This is a genomic window from Rhodococcus sp. WY5 (genome assembly GCF_018588185.1).
Taxonomy (GTDB): domain Bacteria; phylum Actinomycetota; class Actinomycetes; order Mycobacteriales; family Mycobacteriaceae; genus Rhodococcus_F; species Rhodococcus_F qingshengii.
On record NZ_JAAMPR010000001.1, the window covers coordinates 5033353 to 5060352 of the forward strand.

The window sequence follows — 27000 nt, forward strand, 5'->3', positions numbered from 1 at the left end:
GCACACTCTGCAGCACGTGGATTACATGCAATCGACTCGTTGTTTCCATCAGGTAACGTGCGCCAGGATTCTCGCTTCACCTGCAATGTCACGTCACATTTACATTCAGCAACCTAGGCGACATACATGCAATTCAAGATGGTTCATACATATTGAACAACTTTTGCATGCATTATCGAACCGGAGGCTCAGATGGAACTCGCGAACACGATGCAGGATGCCGACGCTCGCAAGCTCACCGCACCGATGCAGATGGTCTTTTCCGATGTCGTCAAGAAGTTCGATACCGGCACTGTCGCGCTGGACGGCATCGATCTGAACGTGGAGCGAGGAGACTTCGTCGCCGTGGTCGGACCCTCCGGCTGCGGCAAGTCGACTTTGTTGCGCATGGCGGCCGGCCTCGAGCGACCGACCAGCGGCGCGGTTGCCCTCGACACCGAATCAGTTGGCTTCATCTTCCAGGAGCCGACTCTCCTCCCCTGGCGAACCGTGCAGGCCAACGTCGAATTGTCCGCCGAACTCGGTGGCGGCGACAAAGCAGCCCGAAAGTTGCGCGCCGACGAGGCAATTCGCGCAGTGGGCCTGGCGGACTTTGCGAAACAACTGCCCAACGCGTTGTCGGGCGGAATGAAGATGCGCGTCTCGTTGGCACGTGCGCTCACCCTCGCACCTGCTGTGATGCTGCTCGACGAACCTTTCGGTGCTCTCGACGAGATGACACGACTGGAGATGCAGGTAGAGCTGCAAAGGCTCTACACCGACAAGGGGTTCACCTCGATGTTCATCACGCACTCGGTATCCGAGGCCGTGTACCTCGCAAACAAGGTGGTCGTCATGACCGCCCGGCCCGGACGAATCCATTCGGTCGTGGACATCGATTTCCCGTACCCGCGTAGCCCGGAACTGCGCTACGACGCCCGATACACCGAACACGTCGCCGAGATCTCGGCCAGTCTCCATGGGAGCTCACGATGACCGAAGTCCTTGCAGTGCAACAGGGCACCACCGCACGCAATTCCGCCGTTCGCACTGATTCTGCGACCGCTGCGCGAGCACAGTCACAGCCCGGACGGCCCTCTCGAATGAGAGCGCTCGGCACCTTCCTGCTCTATCCGCTGCTCTCACTTGCCGGCGCGGTCGCAGCGTGGTCGATCGTCAGCTACCTCGTTCTCTCCCCGGAACGTCGATTTCTCCTTCCGCCGCCGAGTCAAGTACTGACAAAGTCGCTACTCGACTGGAAGCACCTCTCGCCCATGCTCGAAGCCCTCGCAGTGACGGCACAGGTAGCACTGGTCGGCTTCGTGGTCGCGGTGGCAGTCGGCGTCGGAACCGGCGTGCTGATGAGCCAGGCCAAGTGGATCGAGCGGATCGTCTATCCCTATGCCGTTGTGCTGCAGGTCATTCCCATCCTCGCCATCGTCCCCCTCATCGGGCTCTGGTTCGGCTACGGTATGACCGCGCGTACCCTGGTGTGTGTTCTCATCGCAGCCTTCCCGATCATCACCAACACACACTTCGGATTGCAATCGGTCGATCGCGGACTGCACGAACTGTTCACCCTCGGCCGCGCGTCCCGTTGGGATCGATTGGTGAAACTCGAACTGCGAGCGGCAATGCCGGCTATTCTCACCGGCATCCGCACCGCCTCCGGCCTTGTTGTCGTCGGTGCCATCATCGGCGACATGTTCTTCGCCAAAGGACAACCCGGGATCGGAACGCTGCTCGACGTCTACCGAAGCCGCCTTCAGTCCGAGGATCTGATCGCCGCGATCGTGATCGCGTCGGTGTTCGGTGTCCTCGTCTTCTCTGCCTTTGGATTCCTCTCACGTGTGCTCGTCGGTAAGTGGCACACGTCCGGTCGCAAGGACTTTAAATGACCCACGAAACTCCTGTCTTCGAAATCCCTACGATCGATATCAGCCCGTACCTCCGCGGCGAGGCAGCGGTTGCAAACGCCACCAACAGCACTGCCTGTGCGGAAGTGGCAGCTCAACTCGATCGCGCGTGCCGGGAGGTCGGATTCATACAGATTGTCGGACACAGCATTCCACGATCGGCGACCGAAGGACTGGCCGACGCTCTCGACGAGTTCTTTGCTCTCCCACTGACGGTGAAGAACAACTATCGCCGTCCCTCGTCCGAGAACCGCGGCTACTCACCACCGAAATCGGAATCACTCAGCATGAGCCTGGGCGTCGCCGCTGCGAACCAGATGAACGATTTCTACGAAGCAATAGTCGTGGGCACAGAGGTGAGCGACTATCCGGGCGTCGACCTACCCGAGTCCAGCTACGCCGCCAACACCTGGCCCGTGGCCGCGCCCGGATTCCGACCGGCAATCGAAGAGTATTTCCGTCATGCCCAGGGCTTGGCACGAATCCTGATGTGCGCCTTTACCGACGCTCTCGGATTGCAGCCCGGGTACTTCGATTCGATGCTCGACCATTCGATCGACGCGATGAAGATGAACAACTACGCACTGCCCGAGGGCGAGATCCGCATCTCCGGCGACATGACGGGAATGGGCGCTCACACCGACTTCGGAATCTTGACCATCCTGTGGGCAGATCAAGTTCCGGGTCTTCAAGTTCTGAGTGCCGACGGCGTATGGCACGACGTCCAACCTGCCGACGGCGCACTCTTGATCAACCTCGGCGACGCGATGGCACGCTGGACGAACGACCGATGGCGCTCGACAGTGCACCGAGTCGACCCACCTATCGTCGATGGTCAGATCATCCGACGTCGCTCTGCCGCATTCTTTTTCGACGGGAACTACGACGCCGTCATCGAAGCACTGCCAGGGACTCTCACACCGGGCGAAGTGGGATACCCGCCGATCACGATCGCTGAGAACATCGCGGCCAAAGTGGCCGGACTGAAAGGCGCGACGGCGCCCGAGGTCGACAGTCGCAGCGCTGACCGGGTGCGCGCCGCTGGATAGCGCTCCCGGGTACCGTCGACATCGTGCAGGATCGAAGTGAGGACAAGATGACCACCACCGAACGAGCTTTGCTCACCGAGTCCGTGCACGAGACGCTTCGCGAACTGATCTTTTCGGGCGAGCTGGCGCCGGGGACACCACTGAGTGTTCCCGCGCTGGCGAGCAAGCTCAATGTCAGTCGAACGCCGGTCCGCGAGGCCGTGCAGCAGTTGATCTACGAGGGCATCGCCGTCCACACACGGAATGCGGGTGCAAAAGTCGATTCGCTGGACGCGGAGTCTCTGCGCGCGGTCTTCGAGGTGCGTGAGGTACTCGACGGTCTCGCGGCGTTCAACGCGACGGCCAATGCCACGCACGAAACCGTGTCACAGCTGAACAAGATGGTGCAGGTGCAACGCGAACTTCTCGAGAGCCCGCCGGATCAGCGTCGGGATTCGAAGCTCGACCTCGAGTTCCACACCTTGATTCGTGAGACTGCATGCAATCACCCGCTCAGCGAAGCCCTGCATCGTCTGGATGGACAGTCACATCTCTACCGTTCGGACATGTGGAGCCTCGAGCTCAATCGGCGGATCGCCGTCACTGAGCACGCACGTATAGTCGCGGCCATCGAATCGGGTGACGCCTTGGGGGCGAGAACTGCCGCGAGCGCACACGTAGCCGGGCTACTCGTCCGAACAACCCGGACCTGAAGCTTTACCGAAATGACGGAAACAGCGTGTCAGGCCAGGTGATGTCGCCGTCGTTCTCGTCCACGAACGTACCGACACAGTCGCGCCCCAAAGCGCTGATCGCTCCCGAGATGACCTCTGGATGCTCGAGCTCGGTGAGATGGTCTCCTCCGGTTCCGGCCCCGGGAACGCCATCGACGTACACCCGGCACTGGCCCCCGTCCAACCGACCGTCCGCCCACTCGCCCGAACTCTGCACCACCGAATAGTAGGCAGATCCAGGAGTGTCCTCACCGGCATTGAGCTTGGTGAGAACTTCGGAGAACATGCAGGTGTCGTAACCGTCGGCAGGGCCTTGTACGCAGCCACCGGGGCTACCGTACTGCGGCGCACCGATGGCGGCGAATGAATCCACTACTTCGGAGCCACCGAGGAACTTCGCGTAGTACCGGGAGCTCAGTCCACCCGCACTGTGCGCGATCACCCCGACGGAGTCAGCGCCGGCAGCGTAGGAGCGAATCGAATCGGCAATCAGCTCGGCGTCGGCCGCAATCATCTTGCCGGGTGCGTCGACGAAGTGTGTCTCGTAGCCCGCAGCGCTCAGTGCCTCGTCGAGGGCGCGGTAGGTCGCCTGGTGCATTTCTCCCGAGTTGTAGAGCTGCTGCCCCGGAACGATGAAGACCACGCGCTTCGCATCGGTGATCCGCCCACCGGCGGCAGCGCTTCCTGCGGAGAACGCCAGAGCGGTGGTCACCAGCGAAGTAGTCACCGCCATCGCCAAAAGAATCTTCGAGAGTCGCACGTCGCCACCCTACGACGGCTGCGCACAAAAAAGGACCGCCGCACTGGATTCCAGTGCGGCGGTCCTTTTCTAGTAGCGGGGACAGGATTTGAACCTGCGACCTCTGGGTTATGAGCCCAGCGAGCTACCGAGCTGCTCCACCCCGCGATGCATGGACAAAGTTACACGAGCAGGTGAACGGAACGCAAATCGCCTGCGCTGGAGCGAAATACACGCCTGAAAGTCGAAGAATCGGGTGACTGGGTTCACAAAATGCCCGTGAGCATCAACACATAACAAGCATGTAACGAACGTACGTCGAAACGGCATCGGAAAGGCTCTACCAGCACAAACGCTAAAATTTTGGGTCGAGAGCAGACCAGACAGTCCGGAAAATTGCGAATCGACCCTCGTTCGACGCTCCCGTACGGTCGGTCCCGGCCCGAATCAACCGGGCGAACGCCGACCCGCCGCTGCTCCACTCTGCCCCGCGGGATCGGAACCCCCGAAACCTTCGAGGGGCAGAGACACGGAGAGACAAGCGCCCGGGAAAGTCAGCATCATCGCCGACCCGCAGGCCCGCCGATGTCAGCAAGCGCGGAGAGGATTTACCCCGACATGACGTACACCAGCATCAGCAAGCGTGCATTCGGCACATTGGCAGTAGCCGGCGCACTTGTCGCAGTGCCCCTCACCATGAGCACCGGCACCGCTTCCGCAGCCACCCACAACTGGGACGGCGTCGCACAGTGCGAGAGCGGTGGCGACTGGAACATCAACACCGGAAACGGCTACTACGGCGGCCTGCAGTTCTCGCAGAGCACCTGGACCGCCAACGGTGGCACCGGCTCGCCCGCCAACGCTTCCAAGGAAGAGCAGATCCGCGTCGCCGAGAACACCCTGCAGAGCCAGGGCCCCGGCGCATGGCCCGTCTGCGGCCAGCGTCTGACCGTCGCGAGCGAGCCTGCAGTCGAAGAAGCTCCCGCCGCAGCGCCGGCTCCCGTCGCCGAGGCACCCGCAGTTGCTCCCGCCATCGAGATCCCGGCCGAGCTCAAGCCCGCCGCACAGCAGGCTTACGACACCGCTCGTGACCTCGCCGGCCAGTACGGCTTCGCCGCACAGTTCCAGCAGCTCTCCGATGCCAACGCACCGATCGTTGCAGCACTGCGCTGATTCAGCTCGTACAGCTTCACCTGAGCACACAAGAAGGCCCACCATCCGATCCGATGGTGGGCCTTCTGCTATTCATGAACTGACGCCGCTTACCTCGGCAGCGCCTGGTACGCGTCAACAGCCTTCTGCAGGCGGTCGAGCGCAGCACCGTAGCTGGTGAAGTCACCGCTCTGTTGCGCCGACTTCAATGCCGCCATTGCCGAATTGACCTCGGCCAGCGCCTTCGTGACGTCATCCGAAGAAGCCGGCGGGGCCGGTGCCGTCGGAGTTGTCGGCGTTTCCGGTTGCGCTCCGGTATCCGGATCGGGTGCCGGCTGGGTGACCGTCGCTGCCGAACCTGCGCCCGGCCAAATCTGGCTGATCGCCTCGGAGACGGTCGGTGCATAACCGATCCGAATGCCGTTGGTGTCGCTGAAGCTCACCAATACACGTGCCAACTGAGGGAACGCGTTCTGCGAGTTTCGCTGCGAGTACAAAGGCTCGACATAGAGGATTCCGCCCTCGGCAATCGGCAGAGTCAGCAAGTTTCCGTACTGAATCTTGTTCGACTGCTTGAGCAGTGACACTTCCGAAGCAACACGCGAATCCGACGTCATCGCAGACTGAGCCTGCTGTGGACCCTGAGTCTGCGTATCGGTCGGCAACTGCAGCACCGTGAACTTGCCGTAGTTCTCCTTGTCGTTCGCCACCGAGATGTAGGCCGACAGCAACTCACGACTGAACCCGACCATCGGACTGGTCAGACGGAAATCCGCCTTCGCGGTGTCCTTGTCGCCCACCAGCACGTAGTACGGCGGCTGGTTGGCCGACGTGTCGATCGTCGGATCGCTCGGAACCGACCAGAACGCGTTGTTGGTGAAGAACTCACTCGGATCGTCGACGTGGTACTTCGCCAGCATCTCTCGCTGAACCTTGAACATGTCTTCCGGGTAGCGGAAGTGTGCCTGCAAGTCGTCCGAGATTTCGCTCTTCGGCTTCACCGTGTTCGGGAAGACCCCCATCCACGCCTTCAGAACCGGATCCTGCTCGTCGACCTGGTACAGCGTGACAGTGCCGTCGTAGGCATCGACCGTGGCCTTCACTGAGTTACGGATGTACGAGAACTCCTGGCGCGGAATGAGGCGCCCGGTCGTCTGGTCGATACTGTCCTCGACCAACCCGTCGAGCGAACTGCGCTGCGCGTACGGGTAATCCTGGGCCGTGGTGTAGCCGTCGATGATCCACTGCATCTTGCCGTCGACCACTGCGGGGTAAGCAGCGCCGTCGGTCGTCAGCCAAGGCGCGACCTCCTCGACTCTTTCCTTCGGATCACGCTTGAAGATGATCTTGGAGTTCGAGCCGATTGCACTCGAGAACAGGATGTTGCGCTCGGTGTACTTCGCCGCGAATGCAAGACGGTTGAACCAGTTGCCGATCGAAACGCCACCCGAACCTGTGTAGGTGTACTTCGAGGTGTCGGTGTCGTACTCACGAGGTCCCTCGCCGTCGACAGAACCGACGATCGAGTAATCGGCGTCCGACTGACTGATCACCTCGCCGTAGTACGAACGAGGATTGTCCACCTTGAGATTCTCGTTCTCGGGCGTGGTCGTCAGGTCGCTCACCGAGTAGATCGGGTAGCCACCGGTGTTGTTCTGACTGTCGCCCTGCACGGCCGTGACTTCGTTGGCCTGGGCGGCGACGAAACCGTTGCCGTGCGTGTAGACCGTGTGCTTGTTGATCCAGTCCGTCTGGTTGCCGGAAAGGTTGTTCGGCGACAGCTCACGCGCGGCGACAACGAAGTCGCGCAACTGGCCGTCTTGTTCGTAACGATCGACGTTGAGCGTCTGCGGGAACCCGTAGAAGTTCTTGAGCTGACGCTGAGCGGTGAACGTCGGCGACAGAATGGTCGGATCCAACAGGCGTGTGTTCGCGATCGTGGTCCGGTCTGCCGGAACGTCCTGGGGCTGCTTGGTGCCAATTCCCGGATAGTCGACGTAGTCGACGTTTTCTTCCGTGATCCCGTACGCCTGACGGGTCGCTTCGATGTTTCGTTCGATGTACGTGCTCTCCTTCTGCGCCGCATTGGGCTTGACGGAGAACTGCTCGACGATCATCGGGTAGACGGCACCGACGAGGACCGACGAAAGAACCAGTAGAGCGACTGCCATGGCCGGTATCCGAAGATCCCGCGTGAAGATCGAGGCGAAGAACGCCAAGGCGCAGATGACCGCAATGGACAACAGAATGAGCTTCGCCGGCAGGACCGCATTGATGTCGGTGAAGCCCGGGCCGGTGAACGTCGGTTCCTTACGACTACTCGACATCAACGAGTACCGATCAAACCAGTACGCCACCGCCTTGAGAAGCACGAAGGTGCCGGCGATGACAGCCAGCTGAATACGAGCGGCCGTGGTGAACGTCCCATTGCGCCCGGCCAACTTGATCCCACCGAAAACGTAGTGGGTGACCAGGTTTGCCACGAAGGCAAGCAGAATCGAGACGAACAACCAATTCAGAACGAAACGGTAGAACGGCAGATCGAACGTGTAGAAGCCGACGTCCAAGTTGAACTGAGGATCGGTGATCCCGAAAGCCTGGCCGTTGAGGAACAACTGGATAGTGACCCAGTTGGCCTGTGCGATGAGACCGGACAGGATGCCGATCGCTACCGGAATGATCACGCCGAAAAGACGAAGACGCGACATGACGGTGGTGCGGTAGCGCGCGATCGGATCATTGGGTCCGGAGACCGGGACGAACACCGGGCGTGCGCGGTACGCGAGAAGCATCGCGAGCCACACGATGGCGCCGACGACAATTCCGACGACCAGGAAGAGCACGAATCGCGTCAGCAGAACCTTGGTGAAGACACCGCGGAAGCCGACTTCGCCGAACCACAACCAGTCCGTGTACATGCCGATCAGTCGCGGCCCCACGAGCAGCAAGGCCGCCACTACGACAGCCACCACCAACAAGATTCGACTGCGTCTGGACAGAGAGGGTAAACCTGCGGGGGGCCGCATGCCCACGTGCCACGCTCCAAGATTTGGCGACGCCGTGGCGTCGCAACCGATTGCATCGATCACTGCGGCCACGCCCGAGTGGACTTGGCCGTTTCCGACCACTCTACGTAACAACGGTCACGGGTTGACAACACGGAGAGCGGGGAGCCGGACAGAAGGTGGGAGGATGAACGTGTGAGTGAAGAGAATATGAGCAGATCACCGAGTGCCCTCGCCCGGTGCGTTCATGAAGTTGTCGACCACATCGACGCCGAAGGCTGGGATCAGCCGCCGAAGCTGTACGCGTTGGTACCCACCGAAATGCTCGCCGCGGCCGAACCCGGACTGCTCGACCAACTCGCCGAGGGCGCCGAATACACACCGATCGAACAGGAATCGCTTCCCGAGGACATCATCGGCGGTTCACGGGCACTCGACGAGTTCCTGGCGACGACGCATTGGCCCGAGTCCGTGCAGGGTTGCATCCTGGTGCAGGAGATCGTCGTCCTGCCGCCCGAGGCGGAATCGGATCTCGACCACGCCACGGCGCCGGTGTTGACCGATCAGCACGCGGCGGACGAGGTCGCGCGGCTGACGGCCAACGCGCATCCCGATCGACGCGAGGCTCGACTGTTCGTCGGCGTGCTCCGTGACGGTCCCTCGCTGTCGCTCCTACAGATGCGTCCCGACGAGGATGCGGATCCGTACGGTGACTTGGAACTGCTCACCTACGACGGTCTTGCACCTCACCTCGTGCACGCCCTGTACGCGACGCTCGACGAGGTCGAAGAAGACTGACAGAGTCGTCGGCGGCCAGGCAGCTTTCAGCAGCGGGGTGCGTCGCCACCCGTGTTGAGGCTCTCGAGTGAGTCCACTGCGCCGGGCAGGTTGTCGACCTTGACGAGTCGAAGCCCGTCCGGCGCATTCTGTTTCGCCTCGTCACAGTTCTGGGCCGGCACGAGGAAGGTCTCAGCACCGGCTTCGGACGCGGCGATCAACTTGTACCTGATGCCGCCGATCGGACCGACCTCGCCGTCGGAGTCGATGGTGCCCGTTCCGGCCACGAACTTTCCACCGTTGAGCTCCCCCGGAGTCAGCTTGTCGACCAAGGCCAGTGTGAACATCAGTCCGGCAGAAGGACCGCCGATGTCGGCGAGATTGAACTGCACGGTGAAGGGAACGTCCGGGACCTCGTTGGGTGTGACGCCGAGGTAACCCGATTCGGGCTTGTTGGGCCGCGCCCCGACGGTGACCGGCACCACGGTCTCCACACCCTCACGTAGGACGGTGACGTCGATCGCGGTGCCGGGCGCGATCGCACCTACCGTGTCCTGAACGCCGGTGATGGTGGTTACCGGAGTGTCGCCGATCTTGACCAGGACGTCGCCTTCTTGCAGGGCACCCGCAGCGGGACCGTCCGGGGTCACCTTCGAAACAGTCAGTGACACCGGCTTGCCGAGAAAGTGCAGTGCCGCCAACTCGGCACTGTCCTCGGACTGCTGGAAGTCGGCGGTGTTGGCCTGCTGAATCTCTTCCTTCGACTTCTCGGGTGGATAGATCTCCGAGCGAGGGACGAGTCCGTTGCTGCCACTCGCCCACAGTCCGAACGCTTCGAAGATGTTGAGGCCGTCGCGAACCGACACCGTTGTCATGTTGAGGTTGCCGTCGGTGGGATCGACCTCGGTCCCCTGGATGTCCACGACGGGCTTACCGTCGACGTCGCCGAGCGTGTTGAAGGTGGGGCCAGGACCGAGTGCGACATAAGGAACAGTGACCATTGTTCCGACGACTCCCAACACGACGATGGGTGCGAGTGCGGCCAAAAGCGTCACTATCCGTCGATTCACCTGATCCAGAGTAAAGCGCGAAGGCTCCGGAGCACCGATCGCACCGCCTGAGCGCCGTGCGTGTTCGCCGTCAGCGTGACTCGGAGGGCGACTCCGACCGCTCGAGCCTTGTACCGTTGAGGTATGAGCAATATGCCGTTCGGCTTCTCCAACTCCGACGACGATCCCGATCGCGACAAGAACGCGGCGGGTGGCAATCCGTTCGGGGGTGGTGACATGCCGTTCGGGTTCGGCGCGGGCGGTGAGGGATTCGATCCGGCTCAGCTCGGCCAGATGCTCACCCAGTTCGGGCAGATGCTGAGCGGAATGGGCTCGTCGATGGGCCAGGGCGGTACGTCCGGCCCGGTCAACTACGACATCGCCAAGAAGCTGGCACGCCAACAGATCGGATCGGTCACACCGATCACCGAGGGCAACGTCAAGGCGATCGCCGACGCCGCGCACCTGGCCGAGATGTGGCTGGACGCCGCGACGACGCTCCCTGCCGGAGCGAGCCGCACTCTTGCGTGGACTCCGAACGACTGGCTCGACAACACGATCGACACGTGGAAGCGACTCTGTGATCCGGTGGCCGAGAAGGTAGCGGGCATGTGGGTCCAGGGTCTTCCGGCCGAAGCACAGCAGATGGCTGGCCCGATGCTGGGCATGCTCGGCCAGATGGGCGGACTCGCGTTCGGCTCGCAATTGGGCCAGGCACTCGGCCAACTGTCCACCGAGGTGCTCTCCTCCACTGACATCGGCCTGCCCCTCGGCCCCGAAGGCACCGCGGCCCTTCTCCCGGCTGCGGTTCAGGCTTTCAGTGAGGGTCTCGAACAGCCGCATCAGGAAGTTCTGGTCTTCCTCGCCGCGCGGGAAGCCGCTCATCAGCGCCTTTACAGTCACGTTCCGTGGCTGCGCCAGCGTGTTCTCGCGACAGTGGAGGAATACGCCCGCGGAATCACCATGGACTTCTCGGCGATGGAAGAATTCGCCAAGGACCTCGATCCATCCGCTCTCACCGATCCGAGCAAGCTCGAAGCGCTGATGCAGCAGGGCACGTTCGAGCCGCAGAACACACCGGAGCAGAAAGCCGCTCTCGAACGTCTCGAGACTCTGCTTGCGCTGGTCGAGGGTTGGGTGGAGACGGTCGTCACCGCCGCACTCGGCGAGCGACTGCCTGGTGTTGCCGCGATGAGTGAGACGTTGCGGCGTCGCCGCGCTACCGGCGGCCCCGCCGAACAGACCTTTGCGACGCTGGTCGGACTCGAACTTCGTCCTCGCAAGGTCCGTGAAGCGGCCGGTTTGTGGCAGAAGCTCACTGCGGAAGCCGGTATGGACGTTCGCGACGGCGTCTGGTCGCATCCCGACCTGATGCCCGATTCGAGCGATCTCGACGCACCGGACGGATTTGTCGCCCGTGTCCTCGGCGCCGGCGAAGCCGGTAATTTCGACGACCCGATAGCCCAGCTCGAAGCCGTCGTGGCAAAAGAGCGTGCGGCCGAGGAAGCGATGGACAAGACCCGCGAGGACGACGAAGAGAAGTAATCCCTTCTCGACCGATTTTCGCAGATCAGCCGCGATGACCGCCTGTGGATAACTGCCGCTGACGGGGACTCGCCGAGGGCCCGTCGTGCCAGCATCGAATGATGACCGGTCACACACACGACGACACCAGACAAGACAGCACTTCACAGCGATCCGCGGGACCTCGATGGGACCCGCGGATCGCTGTTCTGTCGCGCCCGGACGGTCGACTGCAGCTGGGATGGACCCCCGGACGTGCCGTCCTGCTGACTCTGCCTGTCGGGGTCGACGATCGCGCGGTGAAGTCGATCCTGCGCAAAATGGACGGCTCGAGATCCCGCGCAAACATCCTCTGGGAAGCGTCGAGGCGCGGGATTCCCACGTCGGTGACGGAGGAGTTGCTCGAGCAACTCGCCGATTCCGGTTTCGTCCACACTGCCCGCAGAAGCACCGCGACGGTCCGGATTCACGGTGTCGGTCCGCTCTCTGACGCCATCGAGCGCGCACTGGTCACCGGCGGGGTCAGCACGCGTCGCTCGCGCGGGTATCGCAACACCGACGTCGTGCGCACGTGGAACGAACAACTGGTGGTCCTGAGCGACGACGTCGTAACTGATCCTCGTCTGGTCAGCGATCTCGTTCGCTGTGGACTCCCCCACCTTTCCGTCCGCATCCGCGACGGCAACGGTGTGGTCGGTCCTCTTGTCCTGCCTGGTCAGTCGAGTTGCCTGCGGTGCGCAGACATCCTCCGATCCGAACTCGACCCTCATTGGCTTCATCTGTCCGCGCAGCTACTCGGCAGCGCCGGCCACGCGGAATCGGCGATGATCCATGCAAGTGTCGCGCTGGCCCTGGCCGAGATCGACTCCGCATTATCGGAGACAGCGGCGACGCATGCGGCGAGCCTGTCGTCGACGCTCGAGATCGCGCTGCGTCCGTATCGGATCACAACCAGGCGCTGGCCTCGGCAAATATCCTGCAGTTGCCAATACCTGGCACCTGTTTCGGGCAAAGGACGCCCCAGTCAGACATGATGGTGTGGTGTCCGAGATCCCACGCAAGAGTTCTGCCCGTACTGCCAAACTCGCGAGCATCCCCCTGGGGATGGCCGGTCGCGCCGCCATGGGCTTCGGACGCAAGCTCGCCGGCGGTGACAAAGGCGAGATCGACGCACAGTTGAGCGCGAAGGCCGCCGAGCAATTGTTCGCGGTGCTGGGCGAACTCAAGGGTGGCGCGATGAAGCTGGGCCAAGCGCTCAGCGTCATGGAGGCGGCTATTCCGGAGGAATTCGCCGAACCGTACCGCGAGTCGCTGAACAAGCTTCAGGCCGCTGCCCCACCGCTGCCGACCAAGCAAGTCCACAAGATGCTCGACCAGCAACTCGGAACCAAGTGGCGCGACCGATTCCAGTCGTTCGACGATGAACCGACCGCGTCGGCAAGCATCGGGCAGGTTCATCGAGCCGTCTGGGCGGACGGCCGCGACGTAGCCGTGAAAGTTCAGTACCCCGGCGCCGACGAAGCTCTACGCGCCGATCTCAAGACCCTGGGCAGATTTGCCGGTCTCTTCGGTTCGGTCATGCCCGGTGTCGACGTGCGGCCCGTGATCGAGGAGTTCACCGCGCGCACGGAGGAAGAACTCGACTATCGGATCGAGGCGAACAATCAGCGAGCTTTTGCCAAAGAGTTCGACGGAGATCCCCAATTCGTGATCCCGCACGTCGTGGCGAGCGCGCCGAAAGTGGTCGTGACCGAATGGATGACGGCAACCCCGTTGACCAGAATCATCGAGAGTGGAACGCCGGAGCAGCGCAACGCGGCCGGTGCACTACTCGCCGAATTCCACTTCGCGTCTCCGGCCCGTGTCGGATTGCTCCACTGTGACCCGCACCCCGGCAATTTCATGCTTCTCGAGGACGGCCGACTCGGCGTCATCGACTTCGGTGCTGCTGCGCCGTTCCCGAACGGACTGCCACGGGTTCTCGGCACGATGGTGCGCTTGGCTGTCGAGGAACAATTCGACGAGTTGACGGAGTTGTTGCGCGCCAACGGTTTCGTGATCCCCGGACGCACGGTGACCGACAAGGAGATCGCGGATTACCTGCGACCCTTCACCGACCCGATCCAGACCGAGTCATTTCACTTCACTCGGGCATGGCTGCAAAAGGCCGCCGGAACCGCCACTGACTTCAACAGTGCGCAGTTCCGAACGGCCCGTGCACTCAACCTTCCGGCCGAGTATTTGATGATCTTCCGTGTTCTTCTCGGTTCGGTCGGCATATGCGCCCAGTTGGACGCATATGCCCCGTACATGGAAATCCTGACTCGTTGGTTGCCAGGGTTCGCGGAGCCGGTTCTGGATGACACCGGCTCCGCCGAATAAGACACCGGCTCCGCCGACTAAGACACCGGCTCCGCCGAATAGGGCTCTCACGCGCACACAAGTTGCTTGCGTGGGCGCCCTCTCGGTCTCTTGCGCGCTATGACGGCCCCCTGATCGAGGATCTCGCCGCCCCACACCCCCCACGGCTCGGCGCGGTCGAGAGCCGCACTGAGACAACGGGAACGGATGGGGCACTGCGCGCACAGTGCCTTCGCCTGCTCGAGTTCGGCCGGAGCTTCGGCGAACCAGAGATCGGGGTTGGATGCCCGGCACGGCAGGTCGCGGCGGGTGGACGCGACCTCGATGAACGTGACTGCAGCCGAAGTGACGTCGGTGGAAGTTACTGCAGTGGTGGAGTTTTCGGATTCCACGCGGATTGTCTGGGCAGACAACTCGGTCTCCTAGTGCTCGGATGCGAAACTGTGTCGCACGATATGGGTTCGATGGGTGCGAACCTGAGCCGAGTCGGAAACCAGATGAAGAGGGCTATCCAACACAAAGGCCACGGTCCGCAGGGGCTGCGGGTCCGTGGCCGTAAGTGAACGGATGTGTCCTACCGAGAAATACCTCGATGGCTTAAGAACACGGACTCGACAGCTGCTTTCTTGGCTGCTGCTTGAGGGCGCAGGCGGAGCGCATGCTGCGCCCATCCCGCTGCACGCGGCAGCATGGGGGCGGCAACAGCGAACTTTGCGCTTGCGCACGCTTCGTAAGAGATCAAGTTCGTCATTTTTTTGCCACCTCCATTTCGTGTCGGTCCGGATAGTTTCTGCGCACAGGTTGCCCCGTAACACTGAAAACCAGAGTAGAGAATCTGCCGAATCTGCACAACCTATTTTTGACCTGCGGTTATGTAACTCACCGTTGTCGATTCGGATGTGTTGTCAGATATCGAGTGTTGCCGCTCGCAGTTCACCACGAATGACAGCTAGTACGTCTTCCCCGAAGTTGTCGAGTTTCTTCGGCCCGATTCCAGGGATCGAAACCAGTCCACGATTGTCTTGTGGTCGTTGTTCGGCAATAGCCATCAATGTGTTGTCACTGAAGACGACATAGGCCGGAACTTTGAGTTCTCGGGACTTGTCCAGACGCCAGGCCTTGAGGTGCTCGAGCAATTCCAGGTCGACATTGGACGGGCATTTTTCGCAGCGCCCGAGCATTGTCGCCGACGTCCCGATCAACGGTTTGCCGCAGACGCGGCAGCGCGGACGCTTCTTGTTCCCCGACGACGGCGCGGCAACGCGCGAAGCCGGTGAGTCCTCGGGGATGAGCCCGTTGAGGAACCTCGACCGGCGACGGGACTTGCGTCCACCCTCATTGCGGGCCAATGCCCAAGACAGCTGCAGATGCTCGCGGGCGCGGGTAACACCCACGTACAGAAGCCGACGCTCCTCCTCCACCGCGACGTCGTCGGCGCCCGAATTGGCGTCGCCGAGAACGTGCTGGATCGGCAGGGTGCCGTCGTTGAGGCCGACCAGGAACACCGCATCCCATTCGAGTCCCTTGGCCGCGTGGAGGGAGGCCAGCGTCACACCTTGCACGGTCGGTGGGTGCCGCGCCTCGGCTCGGGCCGTGAGCTCCTGTAGAAGCCCGGTGAGCGTCAGTTCAGGTTCGTGGACAAGTTGTTCTTCGGTGAGCGCCACGAGAGCCGAGAGCGACGCCCAGCGCTCGCGTGCCTGAGTACCCGAAGGCTCTTCGTTGGTCAGGCCGAGCGGCGCGAGCACAGCGCGGACGAGTGAGACCAGCGCTTCGCCGTTGTCTGCACCTTCGGGGAGGTCGTCGCGTCCAGCTGCCTGACGCAGCGCTGCCACCGCCTGACGTACCTCGGTGCGAGTGAAGAAGCCCTCTCCACCGCGCACCTGGAACGGAATGCCCAGCTTCGTCAGGGCCTGCTCGTGCGCCTCCGACTGAGCATTGATCCGGTACAGAACAGCGATCTCGGCCGCAGGGGTGCCTGCCGCGATCAGCCGTTTGATCGCCCGCGCAACGCCGAGTGCTTCGGCCGGCTCGTCGTCGAACTCCATGAACTCCGGCTCAGGCCCCGGCGCGCGTTGCCCGATCAGCTGCAGACGCGTCCCGGCGATCCGCCCGCGCGCGGCACCGATCACGCGGTTCGCCAACGACACGACCTCAGGGGTGGAGCGGTAATCCCGTTCGAGCCGAACGACGGTCGCTTCGGGGAATTTCCGGGAGAAGTCCAACAGATAGTTGGGGGTGGCTCCGGTGAAGGAGTAGATGGTCTGATTCGCATCGCCCACCACGGTCAGATCGTCTCGGTCGCCCAGCCAGGCGTCGAGCACACGCTGCTGCAGTGGGGTGACGTCCTGATACTCGTCCACGACGAAGCAGCGATACCGCTCGCGGAACTCGTCGGCGACTGTCGAATGCTCTTCGAGAGCTGCCGCCGTGTGCAGTAGGAGATCGTCGAAATCAAGCAGCATGCCGTCCTGGCCGCGTGCTTTCAGCTCTTCGTATGCGGCATACACCTGGGCCACGTTGGTGGCATCGACCGGTGCCTCACGGCGAATCTTGGCGATCGCGCGTGGGTAATCCTCCGGCGCGATCAGCGACGCCTTCGACCACTCGATTTCACTGGCGAGGTCGCGGACGCTTTCCGTGCTGGTGGACAATCCCACCCGGGCTGCGGCACTGCTGACAACGGCGAACTTTCGGTCCAGCAGACGCCACGGCGTGTCGCCGACAACCTGCGGCCAGAAGTACTTCAGTTGACGGAGAGCAGCAGCGTGAAAAGTTCGAGCCTGCACCTGCGGCCCACTCCCGCCGACGCCCAGCTCACGGAGACGTCCACGCATTTCCCCGGCCGCACGAGCGGTGAACGTCACGGCAAGCACCTGACCGGCCGACACGTGACCGTCGGCAACCAGATGAGCGATCCGGCGCGTGATGGTGCGGGTTTTGCCTGTTCCAGCGCCCGCGAGGACACATACCGGGCCGCGTGGCGCGAGCACGGCGGCCGATTGTTCTGGATCCAGTCCAGTGTCCGCAGGCATGGGGACCATCATGGCAGGACGTTCCGACACTCCATTCGCCGCGCCCGACGGTATGTGGGCAAGAGAACACGGGCCGATACGGAACAACGCTCTCGGTCGTGGTGTTATATCGGCCGTGACTTCTACCGAAAATGCGCCTGCCCTGACCATCTACTCGACCACGTGGTGCGGCTACTGCCGTCGCCTCAAGACGCAGCTCAACGCGTCGGGGATCGAGTACACCGAGATCGACATCGAGAACGATCCGGCAGCAGCCGATTTCGTCGGCAGCGTCAACGGTGGCAATCACGTCGTTCCGACCGTGAAGTACGGCGACGGCAGCGTTGCGACCAACCCGTCGCTCAACCAGGTCAAGCAGGCTCTGGGTCTGTAGACCTTCTCCGGCTGCTACTTGACCCAGCTCTCGAGCATTCCGCGAGCGATGGAGATCGACCCGGGCAGCAGCAGTGGCGCGTCCGCTTCCGAACCCCAGTCGCCGAGTTCGAGAGCGGCGCGCACCTCGTCCTTCGTGAACCAGGTGCCCTCGGCGATCTCGCCGTCCGCGAACAGCAGCGGAGCGGCGGGGTCGCCGATTGCGGCGAAGCCCAACATCACCGAGCGAGGGAACGGCCAAGGCTGGCTCCCGAGGTATCGAACGCTGTGCACGTCGATACCGACTTCTTCCTTGATCTCGCGGGCAACACACGTTTCGAGTGACTCCCCGGCCTCGACGAATCCCGCGAGAATCGAGAAACGGCGCTGCGGCCAGGTCGGTTGACGCGCGAGTAGAACTCGATCGCCGCCGTCGTGCACCAGGCAGATGACCGCCGGATCCGTTCGGGGAAACTCCTCGTGGCCGGTGGACGTGGAAATGCGTGACCAGCCGGACATCGTGGGTTCACTCGGTGCGCCGTCGATAGCGCTGAATCCGGCACTGTCGTGCCAGTTGAGAATCGCGACGGCACCGGTCAACAAACCGGCGTCCGCGTCGTCGAGTGTTCCGCCGAGCATCCGCAATTCAGACAAAGTGCCCGCCAGCAGCGACACCCGCACCGCCCAGACGTGGCGATTCTCCCGAATTCCCAGGAAGACCGCGCCGCGCACCGGTTCGGGCCCCAACTCGGTTGCCTCGGCGAAGACCAATTGACCTTCCGGCGACACCTTGACCTGACCCCGTGAATTCACACGGAGGAGCAGTGCGTCCGCCCAACCCGTCGTCAGTGCAGCGGCGTCCGACCGCAATTCCTCGGCGCGGCCGACGCTCGAGCGTGAGAGCAGAGGTGTTTCGGTCAGCTGGAAGTCGTTCACGCTCACGACATTACTGCGCGCACGAAGCTCGGTAACACTCAGTTCGTGACGCGGCGAATGTAGAGCAGTCGATCGTTCTCCTCGACGGCGTCCACCTCGGGCGAACCGACGCGAACCAGACGGCCGTCGCGAACGACCCCGAGCACGATGTCGGAGAGATGACGCGGAGAGCCGCCGACCTCGTCGCGCTCGACGGCACGCTCGGCAATCGCGAATCCGGCCTCCGGAGTCAGCAGGTCTTCGATCATCTCCACGACGGTCGGCGTCGTGGTCGCGATGCCGAGGAGTCGACCCGCCGTCTCCGAGGACACGACGACGGAGTCTGCGCCGGACTGACGCAGAAGATGCGCGTTGTCGGCTTCACGGATGGCTGCGGCGATCTTGGCTTTCGGCGCGATTTCGCGGGCTGTCAGCGTCACGAGCACTGCGGTGTCGTCACGGTTGGTTGCCACGATGATCGACGACGCATTCTGCGCACCTGCCAACCGAAGTACGTCCGATTTCGTCGCCGAACCGAACACCGTCACCAGGCCCTTGCTCGCCGCCGAATCGAGGACGGTCTGATCGGTGTCCACGACCACGATCTCCGACGCCGGTACACCGTCACCGAGCATTGCTTCGATTGCCGTCCGCCCCTTGGTCCCGTATCCGACGACGACGGTGTGATTACGCACGTGCTGCCTCCAACGCTGAATTTTGAACGCCTGACGCGAGCTCTCGGTCAGAGCTGAAAGTGTGGTTCCGACCAACACGATCAAGAAGAAGATCCGAAGTGGCGTGATCAACAGGACGTTGACCAGGCGCGCCGACGGCGTGAACGGAGTGATATCTCCGTAGCCGGTGGTCGAGAGCGAAACCGTCGCATAGTAAATGCAGTCGAGCAGCGACAGCTCGTTGTCCTGTGCGTCCCGGTATCCCGCGCGATCGATGTACACGATCAACACGGCGGCGCCGAGAGCACCCAACGCGATGAGAACTCGCTTGTAGATGGCCCGCGCCGGACTTGTCTGTAGCTGGGGAATGCGCAGCACCCCGACAAGGGCGAAGTCAGGCTGATCGGTCAATGCTTCCGACCTGGTCAAACGCGCCCGGAGCTTACCGGCCATACATCGACTCTCTCACTCGAACTTACGAAATACCTACACGGACATCGGCAGGCAGCGTAACCCTCGAAGATCGACTTCGGAACTCGGGCGCCGAATAGCGCGCGGGTCGTGGCGCCGGTAGTGGCAAGAAGGTCCACCGTGAGGCAGGCTGGGCAAATGCCTTTCACCGGTTCGACGTCCACTCCCAGCCAAGCGGCCGCTCTTCGTTTGTCGGCCCTCCTTCTCGGCGCCGGCACCATGCATTTCGTGGCGCCTTCCTTCTTCGACAGCACCGTTCCCCGCCAGCTTCCCGGACAGGCCCGCACCTACACCCAGGTGTCCGGCGTCGCGGAACTGGCGATCGGCGCTGCCTTGGCCGTGCCGAAGACCCGCAAGCTCGGCGCGGGCCTTGCCGCCGCGCTCTTTGTCGCCGTGTTCCCCGCCAACATCCAGATGGCGATCGACTGGTGCCGAAGCCCGAAGACGTCCACACCGCAGAAGATCGGTTCGATCGCACGTCTTCCCCTGCAGGTTCCGCTGGTGACCGAAGCACTCAAGGCTCGTCGAAACGCAAGCTAATCTTGCGCGCCTGCCGTTCGGATGAGGCGAGCGAGAGCCTCACCGTCCGGCAGGTTCTCGGGTGCGATGGTGCGACCCGATCGAACGTAGTGAAACGCCGCCCGGACCTTGTCGGCCGGAAACTGTTCGTTGCGCCCCGCCGAACGGGCTCTGGCTGACATCAATTCGGCCCAGGCCACCCGATACGCGGCCAACTGCATCACAACAGCGTCCTCGTTGGCGGCCGACGGTTCGGCACCGGTCTTCCAGTCGATCACCGTCCATCCGCCGTCGGGATCGGCGAACACAGCGTCGATGCGACCCCGCAGAACCGTTCCGGCAATGGATGTTTCGAAAGGAACTTCCACTTCGATCGGGCTGCGATTGGCCCACGGGGACCGCAGGAACGCATCCTGAAGTTTCACCAGATCGGTCTCGGGACCCGCGCCGGTATCCGCGGCGCCGGGTAGTTCGTCGAGATCCAACAGTCGGGTCGCACCGAACCTTCGCTCGATCCAGGCGTGAAAAGCCGTGCCGCGCCGAGCGAGCGGGTTCGGTGGGTACGGCAGTGGTCTACGCAGCCGTGCCGCGAGTTCATCCGGATCTGCCTTGAGGTCGACGAGCTGAGTCACCGAAAGCTGCGCCGGGAGAATCACTTCGGCACGCGCGTTTGCCCGGGCTTCGCGCTCGGCCAGGAGAACGTCGACGTCCGAGGCCCAGTTCTCCGGATCGTCCTCCGGTTCTTCCGTCTCTTTGCTGTCTTGCGGCAGCGATGCAAGTGCGGACAGGACGCTCGCGGCTCCGGCCTCGACCGCGCCGCGACGCGCACCCAGCGGGTCGGGCGGCCACTGCGCCGTACGGGGTGTGGAGGCCAACGGGTTCTCGGTGTCGGGTTCCGGTGCAGGCGCCCATTCCTCCACGACGCCGATCGCACCGCGTGAGTCTTCTTCACCGGCATCGTTTTCGGCCGTGACCATCTGATGCAGCTCGTCCAGGAACTCCGAAGGCCCCTTCGGTTCCGAACCGGATTCCGCCCAGTGATGCGCCGAGATGAACAGCGCCCGTTCGGTTCTGGTCAGCGCGACGTAGAACAGTCGCCGGTCCTCGTCCAGTCGACGGTTGGACAAGGCCTTCTTGTGCGCCGTGATCGCGTTCTCGAGGTCCTTGCGGTTGTACAGCTCCTCGAGGTCGAGCACCGGAACTCCGTCGGCCGAATCCGCGTCGACCGCCCGGTCACCACGCAACGACGGTGGCAGTTCGGCGAGCGCCCCGAGCCACGATCCGGACGCGGTGGACGAGGGGAACACCCCGTCGCTGACATGCGGGATCGCCACTACTTCCCATTCGAGCCCCTTCGCCGAGTGCACGGTCAAGATCTGCACGCGATCCGGCGCCACCTCCACTTCGCCCGGAGTGAGGCCCTTTTCGATCTGTTCGGCGGCCGCGAAGAATGCGAGCATCCCGGGCAGATTGGCTGTTGGACGCGTCGCGTAATTGGCGACGACGTCGGCAAATGCGTCGAGATGCTCGCGGCCCGCGGTCCCGACGACACCGACTCGAGTTCGCGCGCCTGCCTCGATTCCGATACCGAGCACCCGCTCGACCTCCGCCACCAGTTCGGTGAGCGGCTGGCCGATACGTTCGCGCAACGACGCCAATTCTGCCGCTATCGCGTTGATGCGTGTGTACCCGAGAGCTGAATAGCGTTCTGCCGGGCCTGGATCGGAGATCGAATCGACCAATCCTGCTTGCTCGGCGTTCTCCCCCGGCAGCGCGTCCTGAACTGCCGAGGTGAGCGCCTCGGCGTCGGTGACCGCACCCGCTGTTCCGTATCCGGCGGAGATGGCAAGTTCGCGAGAGCGTTGCGAGAGTGCGGCGAGGTCCTTCGCGCCGATCTGCCATCTCGCTCCGGTGAGCAGCCGAACGGCGGCGCTACCCGCCAGCGGATCGGCGACCACTCGGAGCATGGCGATCACGTCCGCCACCTCGGGTGTGTGCAGGAGCCCACCGAGTCCGACCACTTCGACTGGCAGACCCTTGGACCGCAAAGCCTCGGCCAGCGGGGCAGCATCGGCGTTGCGGCGGATCAACACCGCTGCCGTGGGCGTCGGGCGGTCTTCGGCACGTGCCGCCTCGTACTCTTCGGCGATCTTCTCCGCAACCCACTGACGTTCCTGTTCGACGTCTCCCAGCAGCGCCAGTCGAACGTCTCCGGCGACGGCTCCCGGCCGCGCACGAAGTGTGCTGACGGCCACACCGCGTCGGCGCAACGGTGCGGACGACAGGTTTGCCAATTCGAGAGCCTCCGGCGGGTTACGCCAACTGGTGAGCAGTTCGAGTGTCGGAGCCGGCTTTCCGTTGGCAAGCGGGAAGTCGGTTGCAAACCGTGGCAGGTTGGCCGCCGACGCGCCTCGCCAACCGTAGATCGACTGCATCGGATCGCCGACGGCTGTCAGCGCCAACCGGCCGTCGGCTCCCCCACCGAACAACGAGGACAACAACACTCGCTGAGCGTGACCGGTGTCCTGGTACTCGTCGAGAAGAACTACCCGAAAGCGCTCACGCTCGGTTTGCCCGACCTCGGGATGTTCGGAGGCGACACGGGCCGACAGCGACATCTGGCTGCCGAAATCCAATGCGCCTTCACGCCGCAGCGTCTCACCCAGCCGGGCAACGAGGGGCAGTAGCTCGATGCGTTTGTGTTGCACATCAAGGTAATTCAACAGCTCTTTGCTCGGCCCACCCCGCTGTTTCGGACCGGCGGGCAGAGTATGAATCAGCTTGTCCAACTCGGTGTGAGCCTCGAGCAACTGCTCGGGGTCGACCAGGTGCTCCGCCAACTGACCGGCAAGGGCCAGAACGGTTTCGGTGATGGACCCCGGATTCTTGTCGGTGTCCAGATCACTGTCCCAGCCGCTCACGACGCGGTGCGCAACCTGCCACAGTTCGGTCTCGGACAACAGCGTCGCCGAGGGTTCGATCGGCAACAGCAGTCCGTGCTCGGACAGCAACCGTCCCGCGTAAGCATGGTAGGTACTGACTTCGGGTTCCCCGGCCAGAATCCGGGAACGCACTCCGCCGGTCGGGTCGAGTGCCCGCAAAACGTCCGAACCCGCCAGTCGCGCCAAGCGCTTGCGGATTCGCGACGTGAGCTGTTGTGCCGCTTTGCGCGTGAAGGTCAATCCGAGAACGGCCTCGGGATCGACGAAGCCGTTGGCCACCAGCCACACGACGCGAGCAGCCATCGTCTCGGTCTTACCGGCACCGGCACCGGCGACGACCAATGTCGGACCGAGCGGTGCGGCGATGACTGCCGCCTGTTCCGGCGTCGGCGGGTGTTGACCGAGCGCGACCGCCAGGTCGACAGGATCGATCTTCGGTCGGCGTGCCTTCTGCGTCGCGGCAGCCACTTAGTTACTCACCTGTCGTCCCTCGTCGTGTGCCGGGCAACTCGAGCGCACCGGGCAATGTCTACATCCGTCGTTGACCCTGGCCAGATACTGCGGCCCTTGGGTCGCTGCCGCTGCGTTATGGATGACGTCTCGCCACATCTCGACGGCTTCGGCCGTCAGCGGCGGCTGAACTCGCTGCGCCGCACCGTCTTTCTTGTTGGACTTGGCCACGAATACCAGGCGTGCACCGCCGGGTTGTGTGGCCGGTTCGCCGGCAATCGCACCTTCGGCCGCTGCGACCTGGTACGCCGCCAACTGCGCGTGAGATTGCGCGGCCTCGTTGCTGACAGGGTTTCGCGCAGTCTTGACGTCGACAACCACCGGACGGCCTTCGGTGTCGCGCTCGAGCCGGTCGATCCGGCCACGAAGCTTGACCGCAGGCGCTCCCTCCTCACGTGGTTCGAGGACCCCCTCGACCGCGACCTCGACGCCGACTTCGGTCAGTTCACCGCGAGTTGCGTTCATCCAGGCGGTGAACGTCGCCAGCATCTCCCGAGTTCGATTGAGTTCGCGGCGCGAGTACCACTGCGATCCCAGATCGATGGATTCCCAGGCATTTTCGAGTGCCTTCTCGACCTGATCCGGTGGAATCCGGCCGGCCAATGCCTGCACCAAGGTATGGACCAGCGTACCGGCGATCGCATGAGTGTTGTCTCCGTCGCTGCCGCCATGACGCTCGAACACCCATCGGAGAGGGCATGTTTCGAGAAGCTCGATGGTGGACGGCGATAGTGAAACCGGTCCGTCCTCGGGCTGCCACATGGGAGCAGCGGTACTCGGCTCGGCTGTGCCGTACCACTGATCCGGGTGCGCGCCGCGTACCCCGGCAGCAGCCAGACGTGCCAACTGGCGAGCGGCCCGGGAATGCTTCTCGGGGTCGAAATGCGCGATGTCGGGATCACACACGACGCTGCGAAGCTGTGCGACCAGTGCAGGCAGCGACAGAACCCGGGTATCCCCGGTCTCGGGTGCAACGACGTCGAGATCGGAGGACGGATCGTCCGAGTACGCGTCACCACGGATCAATTCGTCCACGAACCGCGAAGGCACCAAGTCGGTGTCCCCCGAAGCCGATTCGACTGCGGTGATCAGCAGACGGCGACGAGCACGGCTACAGGCAACCAGGAACAACCTGCGTTCTTCGGCCAGAAGCGGTGCGGTTCGCGAGAGTCGTTCGGCAGCCGAGTCACTGCCGTCGGAGACTCCGTTGACCAGGTCGATCAGCGCTTCGGTACGCAGTAGCGATCCGCGTGCCCGCAAACTCGGCCAGAGCCCCTCCTGCACACCCGCCACCGCCACGACCGCCCATTCGCGACCCGCCGCGGCGTGAGCGCTGACCACGGTGACGGCGTCGGGAGTGATGACCGACCGGCTCCGCGAGTCGGTCGGTATCTCCTGGCTGGTCAAGTAGTCGACGAAACCGGCGAGTTGCGAACGCGGCAACCGGTCGACGTAGTTGGCGGCCGCGTCGAAAAGTGCGACGACTGCGTCGAGGTCTCGATCGGCCTGTGAGCCGATAGGTCCGCCGCGCGCCGACGCAGCCGCCCAGCGTCGTTCCAGCCCCGTCGCCTGCCATGCTGCCCACAGAACTTCTTCGACCCCGAGACCTCGCTCGAGAGGCACTCGGGCCTTGCGAAGGACCGACAGCACGCGATTGAGTGCCGCAGCTTCGACGTCTGTCAACTTGCCCATGAGGCGCTTGGACTGCGCACGATCCTCGTCGATCAGAATGAGCCGCAACAACTCCGAGGAGTCCCGATCACTTCCCGATGCCAACTCGACCCGGCGCAGGCCACGACGCAACCGGCGCAGGGTGACCGGCTCGGCGCCGCCGATGGGACCGGCTATCAGGGTAAGCGCGTCGTCGCCGGTGAACTGATCGCCGCCGAGCGCCCGAAGGACCAGCAGCAGGCCGGACACTCCGTGTTGCCTGGCCAGCGGCAATTCGGTGGCAGCGGTCGTGACGGGTACCCCGGCCGCGAGCAGGGCTCGCCGGAGAGGGGCGAGAGTACGCGGCACCGACCGCACGATGACGGCCATCTCGGACCAAGCAATCCCGTCCAGCAGATGCGCCCGGCGCAAGGTATCTGCGACGACTGCCGCTTCTTTGGCCGTCGTACCGAGAACCCGCACCGACGCCCGCCCCGGGTCCTCATCGGTGAGATCGGATGGAACCGCGATGCGATGAGCAAGGTTGCCGGGCAGCCGCGCAGCGATCTTGGCCGCGATCGACGCGACGTCGGCGTTGTTGCGAAACGTGGTGGGCAGGACGATCTGGCGCTCGTCTCCGCGCTCGGCGAGTCCGAGTAGGAACGCCGAATCCGCACCGCGGAACCCGAAGACCGACTGATCGGGATCACCGGCGATGACCGTGCCCGCAGTTGCGGTTCCGATCAGCCGAACCAGCTGCGCCGCCTGCGGATCCAGATGTTGTGCGTCGTCGACGAGTAGGTGCCGGATCCGAGCGCGCTCGGAGCGAAGCAATTCGGGATCGGTGGCGAACGCGGTCAATGCCGCACCGATCAACTCGGCCGCGTCGAGTGCCGGCGCCGTCGCCTCCGGAGCCTCGACACCGACACTGCCGCGTAGCAGCACGCCTTGCTCGTAGGCCTCGGCGAACCGCCCGGCCGCCACCCACTCCGGACGGCCACGCTTCTTGCCGAGCTTGACCAGATCTTCGGGACCGAGTCCGCGCTCGTTCGCTCGCAGCATCAGATCTCGAAGTTCGACGGCAAAGCCGTTCAAACCCAATGCGGGTCGCAGGCGCTCCGGCCACCGGAGCGCACCGTCTTCTATGTCGCCGCGCAACATCTCTCGGAGCACCGAGTCCTGCTCGGCGCCGGTGATCAGGCGTGGCGGCGCGTTGCCGTGCGCTGCGGCTTGAAGCCGGAGTACGGCAAAGGCGTACGAGTGAACGGTGCGGACCAACGGCTCACGAGTTGCCTGCGGTCCGCGTTCTTGTTCGTACCCGAGCAACCCGGCCGTGATCTGCTCGCGGACCTGCGTCGCTGCCCGGCGCGACTCGGTGAGCACCAGGACCGATTCAGGATCTTCGCCACCGGAGATCTTCTGCACTGCCAGATCCACCAGAAGGGACGTCTTGCCGGTTCCGGGGCTGCCGAGTACCTGCCAGGGACTCCAGGCGGCCCCCGAGCCGAATGAAACAGGGCCGAACGCGAGTTGGAACGGATCCTCGGACGGCGGCGCGAACAGCCGGGCCGTCCCTTCGTCCCACGTTCGGGGTATCGGAGACGGCGCAGTTCGGTGCACCAACCGCGCCCGCGGGATGGTGACCTTGCTGCGTGTTGCCGTCTCACTCACC

Annotated in this window: 20 protein-coding genes and 1 tRNA gene; 11 read left to right on the forward strand and 10 right to left on the reverse strand. The window is 63.4% G+C overall.

The features are described from left to right. Window positions 1–192 precede the first annotated feature (192 nt). Genes G4D79_RS23230 through G4D79_RS23245 form a run of 4 tightly spaced genes read left to right on the forward strand, consistent with a single transcriptional unit; the run spans window position 193 to window position 3636 of the window. Entirely contained in the window at window positions 193–975 is a 783-nt protein-coding gene (locus G4D79_RS23230; protein WP_003942349.1) for an ABC transporter ATP-binding protein, read from the forward strand. Continuing rightward, the gene (locus G4D79_RS23235; RefSeq protein ID WP_007731277.1) at window positions 972–1877 is read left to right on the forward strand and encodes an ABC transporter permease; all 906 of its coding nucleotides are present in this window, start codon (window positions 972–974) and stop codon (window positions 1875–1877) included. The genes G4D79_RS23230 and G4D79_RS23235 overlap by 4 nt, the downstream gene beginning before the upstream one ends. Continuing rightward, window positions 1874–2944, forward strand: coding sequence for an isopenicillin N synthase family oxygenase (locus tag G4D79_RS23240; protein ID WP_166502054.1), 1071 nt, complete (start codon window positions 1874–1876; stop codon window positions 2942–2944). The genes G4D79_RS23235 and G4D79_RS23240 overlap by 4 nt, the downstream gene beginning before the upstream one ends. A gap of 47 nt (window positions 2945–2991) precedes the next feature. Continuing rightward, window positions 2992–3636, forward strand: a complete 645-nt coding sequence (locus G4D79_RS23245) for a GntR family transcriptional regulator (RefSeq protein WP_007731273.1) — start codon at window positions 2992–2994, stop codon at window positions 3634–3636. Window positions 3637–3640: 4 nt separating this feature from the next. On the opposite strand, the gene G4D79_RS23250 is transcribed toward G4D79_RS23245, so the two are convergent. After that, window positions 3641–4417: a triacylglycerol lipase gene (locus tag G4D79_RS23250; protein ID WP_214514431.1), complete on the reverse strand. Its 777-nt coding sequence runs from the start codon at window positions 4415–4417 to the stop codon at window positions 3641–3643. Window positions 4418–4490: 73 nt separating this feature from the next. Beyond that, window positions 4491–4564 (reverse strand) — tRNA-Met (locus G4D79_RS23255). 450 nt (window positions 4565–5014) lie between these two features. Here G4D79_RS23255 and G4D79_RS23260 point away from each other — a divergent pair. After that, on the forward strand, window positions 5015–5569 hold the full coding sequence (locus G4D79_RS23260; RefSeq protein WP_003942299.1) for a transglycosylase family protein: 555 nt from the start codon (window positions 5015–5017) through the stop codon (window positions 5567–5569). An 89-nt stretch (window positions 5570–5658) separates the two neighbouring features. Here G4D79_RS23260 and G4D79_RS23265 read toward each other — a convergent pair whose 3' ends face one another. Next, window positions 5659–8574 carry a UPF0182 family protein gene (locus tag G4D79_RS23265; protein WP_207623849.1) on the reverse strand — a complete coding sequence of 972 codons (2916 nt, stop codon included), beginning with the start codon at window positions 8572–8574 and terminating at the stop codon, window positions 5659–5661. 174 nt (window positions 8575–8748) lie between these two features. Between G4D79_RS23265 and G4D79_RS23270 the strand changes: the two genes are divergently transcribed. Further along, window positions 8749–9351 carry a PPA1309 family protein gene (locus tag G4D79_RS23270; protein WP_019747831.1) on the forward strand — a complete coding sequence of 201 codons (603 nt, stop codon included), beginning with the start codon at window positions 8749–8751 and terminating at the stop codon, window positions 9349–9351. 26 nt (window positions 9352–9377) lie between these two features. Here the strand turns inward: G4D79_RS23270 and G4D79_RS23275 are convergent, their stop codons facing one another. Next, window positions 9378–10400 (reverse strand): PDZ domain-containing protein, encoded by a 1023-nt coding sequence (locus G4D79_RS23275; protein ID WP_058226487.1) that lies wholly within the window; start codon window positions 10398–10400, stop codon window positions 9378–9380. 123 nt (window positions 10401–10523) lie between these two features. Here G4D79_RS23275 and G4D79_RS23280 point away from each other — a divergent pair, with 123 nt between their 5' ends. From G4D79_RS23280 to G4D79_RS23290, 3 genes are all read left to right on the forward strand, one after another. Continuing rightward, a complete protein-coding gene (locus G4D79_RS23280; RefSeq protein WP_003942352.1) occupies window positions 10524–11924 on the forward strand; it encodes a zinc-dependent metalloprotease in 1401 nt (466 codons plus the stop codon). 98 nt (window positions 11925–12022) lie between these two features. Continuing rightward, window positions 12023–12937 carry a hypothetical protein gene (locus G4D79_RS23285; RefSeq protein WP_214514432.1) on the forward strand — a complete coding sequence of 305 codons (915 nt, stop codon included), beginning with the start codon at window positions 12023–12025 and terminating at the stop codon, window positions 12935–12937. A 4-nt stretch (window positions 12938–12941) separates the two neighbouring features. Continuing rightward, window positions 12942–14285: an AarF/ABC1/UbiB kinase family protein gene (locus G4D79_RS23290; RefSeq protein ID WP_007731259.1), complete on the forward strand. Its 1344-nt coding sequence runs from the start codon at window positions 12942–12944 to the stop codon at window positions 14283–14285. Between the two features lie 47 nt (window positions 14286–14332). On the opposite strand, the gene G4D79_RS23295 is transcribed toward G4D79_RS23290, so the two are convergent. After that, window positions 14333–14656, reverse strand: a complete 324-nt coding sequence (locus G4D79_RS23295; RefSeq protein WP_003942321.1) for a WhiB family transcriptional regulator — start codon at window positions 14654–14656, stop codon at window positions 14333–14335. A gap of 513 nt (window positions 14657–15169) precedes the next feature. Next, on the reverse strand, window positions 15170–17308 hold the full coding sequence (locus G4D79_RS23300; protein ID WP_214514433.1) for an ATP-dependent DNA helicase UvrD2: 2139 nt from the start codon (window positions 17306–17308) through the stop codon (window positions 15170–15172). A gap of 103 nt (window positions 17309–17411) precedes the next feature. On the opposite strand from G4D79_RS23300, the gene G4D79_RS23305 reads away from it, so the two are divergent. Then, window positions 17412–17669, forward strand: a complete 258-nt coding sequence (locus G4D79_RS23305; protein ID WP_003942350.1) for a mycoredoxin — start codon at window positions 17412–17414, stop codon at window positions 17667–17669. 14 nt (window positions 17670–17683) lie between these two features. Here G4D79_RS23305 and nudC read toward each other — a convergent pair whose 3' ends face one another. Together nudC and G4D79_RS23315 are read right to left on the reverse strand one after the other, a co-directional pair. Beyond that, window positions 17684–18583 (reverse strand): NAD(+) diphosphatase, encoded by a 900-nt coding sequence (gene nudC, locus G4D79_RS23310; RefSeq protein WP_214514434.1) that lies wholly within the window; start codon window positions 18581–18583, stop codon window positions 17684–17686. 38 nt (window positions 18584–18621) lie between these two features. Continuing rightward, a complete protein-coding gene (locus G4D79_RS23315; RefSeq protein WP_003942296.1) occupies window positions 18622–19689 on the reverse strand; it encodes a TrkA family potassium uptake protein in 1068 nt (355 codons plus the stop codon). Between the two features lie 156 nt (window positions 19690–19845). Here G4D79_RS23315 and G4D79_RS23320 point away from each other — a divergent pair, with 156 nt between their 5' ends. Next, entirely contained in the window at window positions 19846–20247 is a 402-nt protein-coding gene (locus G4D79_RS23320) for a hypothetical protein (RefSeq protein WP_003942341.1), read from the forward strand. Here G4D79_RS23320 and G4D79_RS23325 read toward each other — a convergent pair. Further along, window positions 20244–23636: an ATP-dependent DNA helicase gene (locus tag G4D79_RS23325; protein ID WP_073512807.1), complete on the reverse strand. Its 3393-nt coding sequence runs from the start codon at window positions 23634–23636 to the stop codon at window positions 20244–20246. The genes G4D79_RS23320 and G4D79_RS23325 overlap by 4 nt on opposite strands. Beyond that, window positions 23637–26999, reverse strand: a complete 3363-nt coding sequence (locus G4D79_RS23330) for an ATP-dependent DNA helicase (RefSeq protein WP_214514435.1) — start codon at window positions 26997–26999, stop codon at window positions 23637–23639. Between the last annotated feature and the right edge of the window lies 1 nt (window position 27000).